Here is a 13,312-nt window from a genome sequence, read left to right on the forward strand (position 1 = left end):
GCCCCCACCGCCGCCGGAAAAACCCAAGGAACCGGAGCCCAAGGTGGAAGAAAAAATCCCTGAGCCGCAGCCCACCCCGACGCCGGAAGAGGTCAAGCCGGCCGAGGAAGCACCGCCGTCACCGGCCGATGACCTGGCCAACCCGATGCAGATCGACGGCGACGCCCAGTCCGGCACTGACGCTTTCAACATCGGCGCGGGCAAGGGCGGCGGCATGGCCGGGTCCGGCGGCGGTGGCCTGGGTACCGGCACTTACAAGCAATACCTGGCGGGCGTGTTTCAACGCTTGCTGCGCGACGACCCCGAGCTGCGCAAGAAGGCGTATGCGGTGCAGGCGGATTTATGGCTGAACGCCGAGGGGCAGGTGGTACGCGCCGAGCTGGTCAAGTCCAGCGGCGATGCCCAGACCGACGCCCAGGTGCTGGCGGCCGTGCGTGCGCCCCATGCCACACAGCGAGTGCCGGCGGCCGTGACCATGCCGGTGCGCCTGGCGCTCAAGGGCCGTCGCCCGGATTGATCGAACCCTTTCTCTACGGTTTTTTACAGGAGTTGCGTACACATGATTTCCCCCGTGAATCGACTGACCCTGGCGGTCGGCATGGTCATCGCGACCCTCGTCGGCACCGCGGCGGCAGCGCCGGTGGCGCCTTCGGAAAACGTCACCGTCAACCTGATCCGCCTGTTGGTGCAGCAAGGTGTGCTCACCCAGGACACCGCCAACGGCTTGATCGCCCAGGCCGAAAAAGAGGCCCAGCAGGCGCGCCAGGCCAATGCCGCGCCGGTGGTCGCCAGCGGCCCGCCCACTGCGCCTGGGGATGTGCGCGTGCAGTATGTGCCGCAGGCGGTGCGCGACCAGATCCGCGACCAAGTCAAGGCTGAGGTCATGGCCACCGCCAAGCAGGAAAACTGGGCGCAACCCAACACGTTCCCGGACTGGGTGTCCCGCGTGAGTTTCGATGGCGATATCCGCTTGCGTGACGAGTCGCGTTACTTCTCGGGGCGCAACGACGACACCATCACCGACTACGCCAAGCTCAACGACAACGGCCCGTATGACGTCAACCCCAGCTCCAATACGCGCTTCCCGCCGTTGCTCAATACCCGCGAGGACCGCTCCAACCTGTTCCGCCTGCGCGCACGCCTGGGCATGAAAGCGGTGATTTCGCCGGAGTGGACCGCGGGCATTCGCCTGGGCACGGGCTCGGACAACAACCCAGTGTCCACCACCCAGACCCTGGGCGGTGGCTTTGGCAAAAAAGACATCTGGCTCGATCAGGGGTACCTGAGCTGGAAAGCCGCCGACGGGGTGACGCTGACCGGCGGGCGGATCGGCAACCCGTTCTATTCCACCGACATGATGTATTCCAACGACCTCAACTTCGACGGTGTGGCGGCGATCTTCAATCACCGGCTCAACAACGAATGGGGCCTGTTCGGCACCCTCGGCGCGTTCCCGGTGGAGTACACCTCCGACACCGCCAGCAGCAACGGCATCGACAAGGAAAGCAGCGACACCAAGTGGCTGTTTGGCGGACAGATCGGCGCGGACTGGAAGATCAACCCCGCCAACACGCTCAAGCTCGCGGCGGCCTATTACCAGTTCCAGGACATCGAAGGCGAGCGCTCCAGCCCGTGCAGCCCATGGGCCGGTCAACCCGGCTGCGACACCGACGGCACGCGGGTGGCCTTTATGCAAAAGGGCAACAGCGTGTTCAACCTGCGCAATATCACGCCCAACCCGGCCACCCCCGGCACGACGCCGGAACCGCAATACGTCGGCTTGGCCTCCAAGTTCAACGTGCTGGACCTCAACGCGGTATGGGACAGCGAGTTGCCCAGCGACTTCAAGCTGCGCACCCAGGCCAACTTCATCCACAACCTGGCCTACGACAAGGGCGAGATGCTCAAGCGCAGCGAGGGCCAGATCGTCAACAACATCAACAGCAACGGCCAGTTTGAAAGTGGCGGCAATGCCTTGATGGTTTCGTTCACCCTCGGCAGCGCGCTGGAGATGCGCAAACGCGGCGACTGGAACCTGTTGGCCGGCTACAAGTACATCCAGCCCGACGCGTTGCCAGACGGGTTTAACGACTCCTCGTTCCACTTGGGCGGCACCAACGCCAAGGGCTATTTCATCGGCGCCAACTACGGCATCGAAAAGAACATCTACGCCAGCGCCCGTTGGTTGAGCGCCTCGGAAGTCTACGGCCAGCCGTTCGAAGTCGATGTGATGCAACTGGAACTCAACACGCGCTTCTGATGCGCAGGGAGATGCCCCATGAACACGCGAATCTGCGGGTTGTTATTGCTGCTGGTCGCCGGCGCGGCCTCGGCCGAAGGCATGGAGGAGCGCCTGCGCACGCAACTGCGCAGCACCACCCAGCAATTGCAGGCCCTGCAAAGCGAGCAAGCCCAGGCCAGTGCCGCGCGGCTGGCCGCCGAAAACCAGGCCAAGCAGGCCCAGGTGCAAATCCAGCAACTGACCGCCGAGCTGAATAAGGCGCGCGGCGTGGCCGAGCAACTGGCCGGCCAGCAACAGAGCCTGCACAGCCAGGCCCAGGCCCAAGTGGCGGCGAGTAACGAGCAGATCGGCAAGTTCAAGAAGGCTTATGACGAACTGCTGGTGCTGGCCAAGGGCAAGGAGGCCGAGCGTGCGCGCTTGCAGGCGCAATTGGCCGAACGTGACACACAAGTGCAGCAATGTTCAGTCAAGAATCAACAGATGTACGGCGTGGCCCGGCAGCTGCTGGCGGCCTACGAAAAAATCGACGTGGCCGAGGTAATGAGCATCCGCCAGCCCTTCGCCAGCAGCGCGCGGGTCAAGTTCGAAGAACTGGCCCAGGGCTTTGGCGACGATTTGTACAAGAGCCGTTTCGATGCGCCCCAGGCGGGCGCCCACCCCTGATCGACAAGGAAGCACCGAACATGAACGCATTGATCAATCACGTCACCGCCCAGAGCCTGACCGAATTGCTGCAAGAGGCCGGCTACCGGGTCAATCAGACCGACCAGAACGGCATCGTGCAATTGCTCAGCGCCAGCCAGGGCATCGGGTTTGCCGTGCGCTTCGGCAACCCGGCGACGGAGCAGGGCGCCTATGTGGATTTCACCTACAGCTGCGCTCTGCGGGTGCAGGGCCAGTTGCCTGAGGGCCTGGCCCAGGTGTGGAACGCTTCGCGCCGTTTCGCCCGGCTGTCGCTGCAAGGCGAGTTTTTGCTGATGGAAATGGACGTGGTGGTGGCGGGTGTCGCGGCCACTCACCTGCGCAGTCAGTTGGAATTGTGGGACCGCCTGTTGCAGGAGTTTATCGTCTACCTGCGCGAATACAGCCAGAACGCCGCGCAGCTGCAGGCGCAAAGCGCCGCTCCGGCGGTGGCTGAAGAGGAGGTGGCAACGCTGTGAAAAAGCCAACCCTGATGGTCGGCGCGGGTGCGCTGGCCCTGTTGGTGGTGGCCGTGGGGTTGAGCCTGCGCCCGGGCAGCGACCCGGTCGCCGCACAAGCCCCGGCGCCGGTGGCCAGCCCCAGCGTTGCGGGCCCGGCGGTGGCGCGTCTGGGCAACCAGCAGATCGACCCGCAAGAGCTGAAAAGTGTGCTGGCCAGCCTGCCCGCCGAAACCCGCGAGCAACTGCGCGGCAACCGCGGCGCGCTGGAAACCTGGATTCGCTCGCGCCTGGCGCAGAAGGCCGTGCTCGAACAGGCCGACGCCCAGGGCTGGCGGCAACGCCCGGAGGTCGAGCAACAGACTCGCGCCGCCACTGAGCAGATCGTGTTCCGCGATTACATGCTGTCGGTCAGTCAGGTGCCGGCCGATTACCCCAGCGCCGCCGAATTGCAGCAAGCCTATGACAGCGGCAAGGCGCAATGGGTGACGCCGCCGTTGTACCGCGTCAGTCAGATCTTCCTCAGCGTGAATGACCCGCAAAGCCTTGAGACGGTACGCCGCCAGGCCCAAGAGCTGAGCCGCAAGGCCCAGGCCGCACCGGCGGATTTCGCCGCCCTGGCCACGCAGTTTTCCCAGGACCCCGACACCGCCGCACGCGGTGGCGATTCGGGCTTGCAACCCTTGCAACAGCTGGTGCCTCAGGTGCGCGAGACGGTGGCGCGCCTCAAGGTCGGCGCGGTTTCGGACGCAGTGCAAAGCGCCGCCGGGTTCCATGTGCTCAAACTCACCGCCCAGCAACCGGCGCGCACCGCCACCCTCGACGAGGTGCGTGAACGCTTGACCCAAGCCCTGCGTGCCCAACGCCAGGAGCAGATCGCCAAGGCTTATCTGGAGGGCATGCTCAACACGGCGACCCTGAGCATCGACGGCGCCGAACTCAACAAAGTGCTGGAGTGACACGCGGCAAGCGGCATTGGATGCACCGACCCACAAGACAAGGAGTCTGCCATGGCATTACTGGAACCGTCCGGCCCACAGGGCACCGCCGCCTATCGCGTGCCCACCGAGTCGCGGCGCAATTGGCTGGCATTGGCCGATGAGATCGACCCGGAGGTGGCGCGCTATTTCCTCGTGAGCGCCCGTTGCGGCTGTTTTATGCAGGCAGCGCGCAGTTTGAACGTCAAGGCGACCCTGCTGCGCAAACGCCTGGCGCAACTGGAAGAACAGCTGCGCCGTGGGCTGTTCAGCTACCACGGCAACGGCCTGGTGCTCAGCCGCGACGGTCAGCACTTGCAGGCGCAACTGCTCGCCCTGGCCGATGAGCGGCGTTTACCGGTGGTGGAGCAGCCGCTGATTCGCCTGGCGGTGGCCGCGCCGATCCTGCATGACATCCTCGGGCGCGACCTGATCGCCTTGCTGCGACGCAACGCCAGCGTGCGCCTGGAGATCATCGCCCTCGACAGCCATCTATCCCTGCACGCCGTGGAGGCAGACGTGGTGCTGTGGCTGGCTGACAGGGACGAGCGTGCATCCGGCCCGAGTTTTGCCACCCACGCGCCCCAGGCCCTGGCGCGCCTGCGCTACCTGCCGCATATCGCCAAACGTTATTCACGCCTGACCACCCGCCCGGACAGTGTGGAAGACCTGGACGACTACATGCTGGTGCAATGGCAGCCCGATGCCCAGGTCGATGCGCTGCAACCGTGGAACCAACTGGTGCAGCAACGGCTGGCCGCCATGGTGCAGGTGCACGCTTATGCGCTGATGCTGGAGATGATCCGCTGCGGCGCCTGCATCGGTCTGTTGCCGCAGTATATGAGCAGTGTCGACCGCGGCCTGGTGGCCCTGCCGGGGTTACTGGCCGACAGCATGCAGCGCCAGGTCTGGCTGGCGGTGAATGCGCAGGTGCGCCACCCCGAAGCGGTGCAGATGATCGTCGAGCTGATCGTCGGAACATTCGAGGGGCGGCGCGACTGGTTTGACTAGTGCCATCGGGCAGCCGTCGTTGCGTCCTGGCGGCAACTGCGCCAGGCTTGCCGGTCTTGACTGCTGCGTTGGAGCCGCCTGCGATGCGCGCCACCCGTTTGACCCTGATCTGCCATGCCGTCACCCCCCACCAAAAGCAGGGGCGCTTTGCCGATGACGAGTCGGTGCTTATGGATTGGCAAAGCGCGGCGTTATCCCTGGCCGACCAATACGGCCCCAATTCGCAACTGTTGAGTGGGCCGGAGGCGCGTACCCGGCAGACGGCGGGGTTGTTCGGCGCGGCGGTGCAGATCCACCAGGCCCTGGGCGATCTCGATCTGGGGCATTGGAAGGGCCGGGATATTGGCCGGATCGAGCCGGCCCAGTTGAGTACCTGGCACACCGACAGCGCCACTGCGCCCCATGCTGGCGAGTCGGTCGACCAGCTGCGCGCGCGGGTGGCGCTGTGGCTGAAGTCCCTTGAAGGGCAGCCGGGCCATGTGGTGGCCGTCACCCATCCGTTTGTGATTCGTGCCGCGCTGCTATCGGTTATGGCGTTGCCGATGTCGATGTTCTACCGCATCGATGTCGAGCCACTGTCGGCCACCGAGCTGCGCTTCAATGAGGTGTGGCGCCTGCGTCTGGAAACTCACGCCCAAGCCATGAACATGGCAAAATCCACGCCCCGCACTGAGAGCACCCCATGAAACGCATCCTGATCATCGGCATTGGCGCCGGCAACCCTGACTACATCACGATGCAGGCCGTGAAGGCGCTGAATCGCACCGACGTGTTTTTCCTGATGGACAAAGGTCAGAGCAAAGACAAGTTGATCGACCTGCGCCGCGAGATCTGCGAGACCTACATCACCGAACCCGGCTACCGCTTTGTCGAGGCCGACTGCCCCGAGCGCGTGCGCGGCGATATCGACTACACCACCGCCGTGCAAGACCTCAACCGCGACAAGCAAGCCACCTTCGAGCGCATGATCAACGAGGAAATGGCTGATGGCGAAGTCGGTGCGTTCCTGGCCTGGGGCGACCCGGCGCTGTACGACAGCACCATCCGCATCCTGCAGGCGATCCTGGCCAGTGGCCGATGCGTGTTCGAGTTCGAAGTAATCCCCGGCATCACCAGCGTGCAGGCCCTGGCGGCCCAGCATAAGGTGGCGTTGAACCGCATCGGCAAGTCCGTGGAGATCACCACCGGGCGACGCCTGGCGGCGGGGCAGGCCAGCGATGCCGATACCCTGGTGGTGATGCTCGACGCCGAAGACTCCTACCGCACCGTTGCCGATCAAGACCTGGACATCTACTGGGGCGCCTACCTGGGCACGCCGGATGAAATCCTCATCAGCGGCAAAGTGGCTGACGTGGCCGAAGATATCCAACGGGTGCGCAAGGCCGCGCGCCAAGCCAATGGCTGGATCATGGACACCTATTTGCTGCGCAAACCCTGAGGTAACGCCCGATGTTCAAACTCTTCGCCCTGGCGCTGGCCATGATGGCCGGCGGCGCCCATGCCGACACCGAGCTGCACACTGACTTGCCCCTGGCCTACCTGGAACAGACCCAGAGCGAGGCGCGCAACCAGCCGCTGGTGATTTTCCTGCACGGTTTCGGTAGCGACGAGCGAGATCTGTTCGGCATCAAAGACGCGCTGCCGTCGACCTGGACTTACCTGTCGGCACGCGCCCCAATGCCGGTGGCGCCCAGCGGTTATCGCTGGTTCACCAAGACCCCGGGCGATGGCGAATACGACGGCGAGACCGCCGACCTGCAGCGCAGTGCCGCGCTGATCCAGGACTTCGTGGGCCAGGCCACCGCCAAATACCACACCCGCAGCGATCGGGTGTTCCTGATTGGGTTCAGCCAGGGCGCGATCATGGCGTATGAAGTGGCGTTGCGTGATCCGCAGCGGGTGCGTGGCATCGCGGCGTTGAGCGGCAGCGTTCTGCCCGTGCTCAAGGCTGAGCTCAAGCCCGATCCGCGCTTGAATGAACTGGCGATCTTTATTGGCCACGGCACCTTGGATCAGACGCTGCCCTACGCATCGGCGACGCGGGCGGACGAGGTGTTGAGGGGGCTGGGTCTTAAACCGACGTTTCATGGGTATCCGGGGATGCCGCATACCATCAGCGAGGCGGAAGTGCAGGACGTGAAGCTGTGGTTGGAAGACAGCCTGAAGTAATGCCTGAGCTAACTTTTGGGGCGCACTTCACACCGCCATCGGGGGCAAGCCCCCTCCTACAGTAGATCGCGAATGTGGGAGGGGGCTTGCCCCCGATGGGGCGATACTCATCTTCTGCACCGCTAGCAAGTCGGGTTTATTTGCCGCCGGTGATCTGCTTGACCAGTGCCGCATGACCCTTCGCGTCGTCGGCCCGAGAAATGGCTTGGATCACCAGCAGATGGTTGCCCGAACCGCCAAGGAACGTGGAGTTGAGCGTCTTGCCGCCGCCCTGGGTGGCAGTGCTGTCCACCTGGCGCAGGCCGAGGCCCTTGAAGGTGAGTTTTTTCTCGCTCAGTTTCTTGAAGTCGGGCAGGGCGGCGCTCTGGTCCTTGACGAAGCCGGCCACGGCGCCATCGAGGAACTGCGGGTCGTTGTCCTGGATGTCGATAGCGTCGTTGCGTACGGTTTCGGCGACGATCACCACACTTTTCGTGGTCTGGTTGGCGTACATCGTGCCTTGGGTGACACCGCTGCCGTCCTGGGCCTTGTCCGGCGGCAGGGTGTCGGCGGCATAGGCCTTGGGCAGCGTGAAGCTGAACTTACCGCCCAGGGTGGTGATGGTTTGCGTGGTCGGTTTGGCGGCGGCGAATACGCTGCCGGCGGTAAGCGCAAGGGCCAGCAGGACGGCGGTCTTGGTGAAAGTGGCCATGAAGCGCTCCAGGGATAAACGAAATTGCGGCGTATTCTGTCAGAAATTTCGCAAGATCGTTTATCCCGCACCTCACACCTTGTCGGACTCTTCTTCAAGTCGGTCCATTTCAAACAGCCGCGCCAGCTCTGCCCGGGCTTCCTGGGCGGTCTGCATGACTTTGGCGGCGTCGTCGTACACCGCGTGTTGGGCGGCGAGCACTTGCTGGTCGTGGTTCTTGAAGCGCGCGATGCGCGCATCGGCCTGGGCCTGGCTGAGCCCCAGGCCGACCAGGGCGCGGCGGCTCATTTCCAGGCTGGAGTAGAAGGTCTCGCGCACCGGTGAGGCGTCCAGGTCCACCAAGCGATGGACGTGCTGGCGGTTACGGGCACGGGCGATGATTTTCATGTGCGGGTAGAGGTTGCGTACCAGCTCGGCGGTCTTGATGTTGATCTCCGGGTCGTCCATGGCGATCACGAAGAACTCCGCCTGGTCGACCTTGGCCGCGTGCAGGATCTCGGGGCGCTGCGGATCGCCGTAGAACACCGGCATGCCGCCAAAGCTGCGGGTCAATTCGATGGTTTCCACCGAGGTGTCGAGGGCAATAAAGGAGATGTTCTGCGCGCGCAGGATCCGCGCCACGATCTGGCCCATACGACCCATGCCGGCGATGACCACACGCGGCGCGTCGCTTTCGATGGCGCGGTATTCCTCGGGCACTTCCACCGGTTTGACCTTGGGCCTGAACAGCTTTGGGCACACCAGCAACAGCAGCGGCGTGACGGCCATGGACAGGGTGATGGTCAGCACCAGCACGTCGTAGAGGTGCGGCTCGAACAGGCCCTGGTCGCGGCCGATCTTGAACACCACGAAGGCGAACTCACCGCCGGCCGCCAGCACCACGCCCAGGCGCAGGGCGCTTTCGCGATTGAGATCGCCCACCAGACGGCCGACCGCGTACAGCAACGGCAACTTCAGACCGATGAGCAGCAGGGTCAGCCCGATCACGATCAGCGGCGAGCTGAGCAGCAGACTGAGGTTGGCGCCCATGCCCACGCTGATAAAGAACAGCCCCAGCAGCAGGCCCTTGAACGGTTCGATCTGCGCTTCCAGTTCGTGGCGGTACTCCGAATCCGCCAGCAGCAGGCCAGCGAGGAAGGCGCCGAGGGCCATGGACACACCCGCCAGTTCCATCAGCCACGCCGTGCCGATCACCACCAGCAGTGCGGTGGCGGTGGACACTTCGCGCAAGCCGGTCTTGGCGACGATACGAAACACAGGGCGCAACAGGTAGCGTCCGCCGACGATTACCACGGCGATGCTGCCGAGGATCTGCAACACATGCTGCAGGCCCTGGGCTTCAGTGGTGGGGTGATCGCTGCCGGCCAGCAGCGGCACCATGGCAATCAGCGGGATCGCGGCGATGTCCTGGAACAGCAGGATCGCGAAGGCCAGACGACCATGGGGCTGGTTCAGCTCCTTGCGTTCGGCCAGGCTTTGCAGGCCAAACGCCGTGGACGACAGCGCCAGGCCAAGGCCCAGCACGATGGCGCTGTTCCATGTCTGGCCAAATAGCCACAGTGCCACCACGCCCATCACCAGACCGGTCAACAGCACTTGGGCCAGGCCGACGCCGAACACCGCCTTGCGCATCACCCATAAGCGCTTGGGCGACAGTTCCAGGCCAATGATAAACAGCAGCAGCACCACCCCCAGTTCCGAAAACTGCGCCACGCTTTGCGGGTTGCCGATCAGACCCAGCACCGACGGGCCGATGATCACCCCGGCGAACAGATAGCCCAGCACCGCGCCCAATTGCAGGCGTTTGGCCAGGGGCACGGTGAGCACAGCCGCGAGCAGAAACACCACGGCTGCTTGTAACAGGTTGCCTTCATGGGGCATTGCGAACTCCAAAATCTTCAAAACCAATCAACAGGCGGGTATTAGAGCGCTTTTTACAGGATGAGAATTGTGTTTTTGCTGCGTAGCAGGTGGCGACCTTCCCGGATGGGCAGGGGAAAATCGATAACTTCGCCAGTTGGGCGTTTTGCCATCGCCTGAGCCTGTCTCGGGCTTATGCATGGAGGCCGAGCATTAGAAACGGCCACGCCGGTCAGGATTCACCTTGCCGTCACTCACAGTTTGTTACTATCGCCGTCCCTCGTTACCCGGAGTCTTTACCCCATGCAGCACCAGTGGGATGACATGCACCGCACCCGCAAGCCCACGTTTCTGCTGTGCGGCGAACCCCAGGGCGAGGTGCTCAATCTCTACGTGCATGGGTATTCGGCATTCTTCAACCGGCAGCAGTTGGGCAATTTCACGCAACAACTGGCCGGCATCGAAGGCTCGACCAACCTGATGCTGTTCTGGCCAGCGGGACATTTTCTGGAGAACCTGTTCGCGCCGTTCAAGGACGTGATCACGGCCATGCTCGGCGGCGGTAGCCTGGGCGCGGCGACAGTGGGGGTAGGCAAGGCCATTGCCTATTTCCTCGATCACTACAAGAGCGTTGAGGCGCGGGTCGATGAAGTGGCCAAGAGTTTGCTGCCTGAATTGGCCAGCTACCTGCAGCAAGCGTCGTTGCCGGTGCAGCGTATCAACCTGATCGGGCATTCCCTGGGCGCGCGGATTCTGGTCAAGAGCCTGCTGGCCAACCCGGACACCGCTCGCGAGTTGCCGCTGGACAACCTGCTGCTGATGGGCGGGGCGATCTGCACGTCAAGCCCGTGGGATGAGGTGTCGGCGCTGCTGAAAGGGCGGGTGATCAACTGCCATTCCAGCAAGGACTGGGCCCTGGCCATCAAGCCGGACACCGAGCGTTGTATCGGCCGCTATCCGATCCCGGTCACCCCTGCGCTTAAAGCCAAGGTCTGCAATGTGCACCTGGCCACCTTCGATCACGCGGCTTATTGGCCGCAATTGCGAACAGTGGTGCAGTACACCGACCTGCTGCACGAGCGGCGCGGCATGATCCGTTCAGACCAGCGCAGCAGCGAAGTGCGCTTTGCGGAGGAGGACGCGGATCTGTATACGGCCCTGGTGCAAGGGCGGCCGGAGGAGTTGAAGTTTCTGGCCGAGCTGCTGGCGCAAAAACGCAGTGCCTCGATCGACGCCACGGTGCGTGACCCGCTCAAGTTGACCATCGCCTTGCAACGCATGGGCGGTGACAGCTTTATGAACCTTGCCCGTGGCCATGGCGTGAGCTATCGGCAAATTGCCGACGATGTGGCGCAGCGCGTGGGCATCACATTCGACGCGCCACTCGAAACCCTGGCGTTGGCTGACCTTGAGGCCCGGATCGCGGAAAAACTGATCGCGCAGTACAAAGACAAACTCAGCAACGCCGACCGGCTGGTGTTCGATGCGGAACTCAAGGTGGCCGCGCAGAAAGAGCAGGGCGTCTTCAGTCGTTTCGACAAGGGGCGTTCGGCCACCGCAGCATTGAGCGGCACCGCCCTGGCCGGGTTGACCGGTTTTATCCTGCGGCGTGGGGCGGCCACGGCTATTCCGGTGGTGGGCCAGGCGTTGGCCGCCGCGATGCTGCTGGTAACGGGTGTGCGGGCGTTTTCCGGCCCGGCGTATTCGGTCACCACCCTGGCGGTGCTGGTGATCGGCGCGATTCGCCAGCGCATGGAGCGCGAAGCGCTGAATCAGGAGCTGGACCTGGTGGTGCAGGTGGTGGAAGCGTATGACCTGCCTCGGGAGACGGTGATGCGCACGGTCGCGTCCGACTGATAAGCTGCACGCTTGTCGAGTGTGTTTGCCTGGGATACCGCGTGAAATTCAGCCTGCCAAAAATCGCTACCGCCCCTTTTTGCCCGCCGGAAGTGGCCGGCTCCGTTATCGTTGATCCCAAGGCGTCGTTTTTCAAGCGCGCCCTGATGTTCGCCGGCCCTGGGCTATTGATCTCCATCGGGTATATGGACCCAGGCAACTGGGCCACGGCCATCGAGGCGGGTTCGCGTTACGGCTACAGCCTGTTGTTCGTGGTGTTGCTGGCCAGCCTGGCGGGCATGGCGGTGCAGTGCCTGTGCTCGCGGTTGGGCATCGCCACCGGCAAAGACCTTGCGCAACTGTGCCGCGAACGCTACAGCCGACGCTCGGCGCGCACCCAGTGGGTGCTGGCGGAAATCTCCATCATCGCCACCGACCTGGCCGAAGTGCTTGGCTGCGCCCTGGCGTTTCATTTGCTGCTGGGGGTGTCGCTAACCACCGGCATTGTCATTACCGCATTCGACACCTTGTTGGTCCTGGCCCTGCAAAACCGTGGTTTCCGTCGCCTGGAAGCGATCATGCTGGCGTTGGTGGCGACCATTGGCGTGTGTTTCTTCGTCGAGCTGGTGTTGATCAAACCCCATTGGCCCGAGGTGTTCAGCGGCTTCGTGCCGTCATTGTCAGCGATCAGCGATGCAGCGCCGCTGTACTTGGCCATCGGCATCCTGGGCGCCACGGTGATGCCCCATAACCTTTATCTGCACAGTTCCGTGGTGCAAACCCGCCTGATCGGCAAGGACCTCGCCAGCAAACAGGACGCGGTGAAGCTGGCGCGCATCGACACCATCGGCTCCCTGGCCCTGGCCCTGCTGGTGAACGGCGCGATCCTGGTGTTGGCCGCCGCCGCGTTTCACCAGACCGGCCACACCGATGTGGTGGAAATCCAGGACGCCTATCACCTGCTCGACCCTCTGGTCGGCGGCGCCTTCGCCAGTATCCTGTTCGGCATCGCCTTGCTGGCGTCCGGACAAAGTTCGACCTTTACCGGCACCATCGCCGGGCAGGTGATCATGGAGGGCTACCTCAACCTGCGCATTCCCTGCTGGCAACGCCGCCTGATCACCCGTGGGCTGGCGCTGATCCCGGCGTTTGTCGGGGTGTGGCTGATGGGCGATGAGGCGATCGGCAAACTGCTGGTGCTCAGCCAGGTGGTGCTTAGCCTGCAATTGCCGTTTGCGCTGTACCCGTTGATTCGCATGACCGGTGACAAACAACTGATGGGGCCCTTTGTGAATCGGCTACCCACGCGTTTGCTGGCGTGGCTGCTGTTCGCACTGATCAGTGGCGCGAATGCGTGGTTGATTGGGCAGTGGTTGTTCTGAATCCA

Annotated in this window: 13 protein-coding genes; 11 read left to right on the plus strand and 2 right to left on the minus strand. The window is 63.6% G+C overall.

Translation table 11 applies throughout. The features are described from left to right. The 9 genes from YA0848_RS33845 to YA0848_RS33885 form a co-directional block, all read left to right on the plus strand. A partial coding sequence (locus YA0848_RS33845; RefSeq protein WP_198731549.1) for an energy transducer TonB family protein occupies positions 1-517 on the plus strand: 517 nt, incomplete at its 5' end. A gap of 42 nt (positions 518-559) precedes the next feature. Continuing rightward, entirely contained in the window at positions 560-2,260 is a 1,701-nt protein-coding gene (locus YA0848_RS33850) for a putative porin (RefSeq protein WP_169903867.1), read from the plus strand. Between the two features lie 18 nt (positions 2,261-2,278). Beyond that, positions 2,279-2,905 (plus strand): hypothetical protein, encoded by a 627-nt coding sequence (locus tag YA0848_RS33855; RefSeq protein ID WP_034096927.1) that lies wholly within the window; start codon positions 2,279-2,281, stop codon positions 2,903-2,905. A 20-nt stretch (positions 2,906-2,925) separates the two neighbouring features. Continuing rightward, positions 2,926-3,402 (plus strand): YbjN domain-containing protein, encoded by a 477-nt coding sequence (locus YA0848_RS33860; RefSeq protein ID WP_034138689.1) that lies wholly within the window; start codon positions 2,926-2,928, stop codon positions 3,400-3,402. Continuing rightward, positions 3,399-4,340 carry a peptidylprolyl isomerase gene (locus YA0848_RS33865; protein WP_034096929.1) on the plus strand — a complete coding sequence of 314 codons (942 nt, stop codon included), beginning with the start codon at positions 3,399-3,401 and terminating at the stop codon, positions 4,338-4,340. The genes YA0848_RS33860 and YA0848_RS33865 overlap by 4 nt, the downstream gene beginning before the upstream one ends. Before the next feature lie 51 nt (positions 4,341-4,391). Beyond that, the gene (locus YA0848_RS33870; protein WP_169903866.1) at positions 4,392-5,369 is read left to right on the plus strand and encodes a LysR family transcriptional regulator; all 978 of its coding nucleotides are present in this window, start codon (positions 4,392-4,394) and stop codon (positions 5,367-5,369) included. An 83-nt stretch (positions 5,370-5,452) separates the two neighbouring features. Further along, the gene (locus YA0848_RS33875) at positions 5,453-6,055 is read left to right on the plus strand and encodes a histidine phosphatase family protein (protein WP_169903865.1); all 603 of its coding nucleotides are present in this window, start codon (positions 5,453-5,455) and stop codon (positions 6,053-6,055) included. Next, positions 6,052-6,807 (plus strand): precorrin-6A synthase (deacetylating), encoded by a 756-nt coding sequence (gene cobF / locus YA0848_RS33880; protein WP_034096931.1) that lies wholly within the window; start codon positions 6,052-6,054, stop codon positions 6,805-6,807. The genes YA0848_RS33875 and cobF overlap by 4 nt, the downstream gene beginning before the upstream one ends. Before the next feature lie 11 nt (positions 6,808-6,818). Beyond that, positions 6,819-7,538: an alpha/beta hydrolase gene (locus tag YA0848_RS33885; RefSeq protein ID WP_169903864.1), complete on the plus strand. Its 720-nt coding sequence runs from the start codon at positions 6,819-6,821 to the stop codon at positions 7,536-7,538. A 136-nt stretch (positions 7,539-7,674) separates the two neighbouring features. Here the strand turns inward: YA0848_RS33885 and YA0848_RS33890 are convergent, their stop codons facing one another. Beyond that, a complete protein-coding gene (locus YA0848_RS33890; protein WP_034096933.1) occupies positions 7,675-8,229 on the minus strand; it encodes a hypothetical protein in 555 nt (184 codons plus the stop codon). A gap of 72 nt (positions 8,230-8,301) precedes the next feature. After that, entirely contained in the window at positions 8,302-10,110 is a 1,809-nt protein-coding gene (locus YA0848_RS33895; RefSeq protein WP_034096934.1) for a monovalent cation:proton antiporter-2 (CPA2) family protein, read from the minus strand. 282 nt (positions 10,111-10,392) lie between these two features. On the opposite strand from YA0848_RS33895, the gene YA0848_RS33900 reads away from it, so the two are divergent. Both YA0848_RS33900 and YA0848_RS33905 read left to right on the plus strand, forming a co-directional pair. Further along, entirely contained in the window at positions 10,393-11,946 is a 1,554-nt protein-coding gene (locus YA0848_RS33900) for a DUF726 domain-containing protein (RefSeq protein ID WP_169903863.1), read from the plus strand. A gap of 41 nt (positions 11,947-11,987) precedes the next feature. Further along, positions 11,988-13,307, plus strand: a complete 1,320-nt coding sequence (locus tag YA0848_RS33905) for an Nramp family divalent metal transporter (RefSeq protein ID WP_034096936.1) — start codon at positions 11,988-11,990, stop codon at positions 13,305-13,307. Positions 13,308-13,312: the final 5 nt, after the last annotated feature.

The organism is Pseudomonas sp. S4_EA_1b, from assembly GCF_016307435.1.
Lineage (GTDB): Bacteria > Pseudomonadota > Gammaproteobacteria > Pseudomonadales > Pseudomonadaceae > Aquipseudomonas > Aquipseudomonas rhodesiae.

Bases quoted from the DNA above. Each gene is read 5' to 3' on its own strand.
- cobF (WP_034096931.1), top strand. From the start codon at position 6,052: ATGAAACGCATCCTGATCATCGGCATTGGCGCCGGCAACCCTGACTAC.
- YA0848_RS33855 (WP_034096927.1), top strand. From the start codon at position 2,279: ATGAACACGCGAATCTGCGGGTTGTTATTGCTGCTGGTCGCCGGCGCG.
- YA0848_RS33850 (WP_169903867.1), top strand. From the start codon at position 560: ATGATTTCCCCCGTGAATCGACTGACCCTGGCGGTCGGCATGGTCATC.
- YA0848_RS33895 (WP_034096934.1), bottom strand. From the start codon at position 10,110: ATGCCCCATGAAGGCAACCTGTTACAAGCAGCCGTGGTGTTTCTGCTC.
- YA0848_RS33885 (WP_169903864.1), top strand. From the start codon at position 6,819: ATGTTCAAACTCTTCGCCCTGGCGCTGGCCATGATGGCCGGCGGCGCC.
- YA0848_RS33875 (WP_169903865.1), top strand. From the start codon at position 5,453: ATGCGCGCCACCCGTTTGACCCTGATCTGCCATGCCGTCACCCCCCAC.
- YA0848_RS33870 (WP_169903866.1), top strand. From the start codon at position 4,392: ATGGCATTACTGGAACCGTCCGGCCCACAGGGCACCGCCGCCTATCGC.
- YA0848_RS33900 (WP_169903863.1), top strand. From the start codon at position 10,393: ATGCAGCACCAGTGGGATGACATGCACCGCACCCGCAAGCCCACGTTT.
- YA0848_RS33860 (WP_034138689.1), top strand. From the start codon at position 2,926: ATGAACGCATTGATCAATCACGTCACCGCCCAGAGCCTGACCGAATTG.
- YA0848_RS33890 (WP_034096933.1), bottom strand. From the start codon at position 8,229: ATGGCCACTTTCACCAAGACCGCCGTCCTGCTGGCCCTTGCGCTTACC.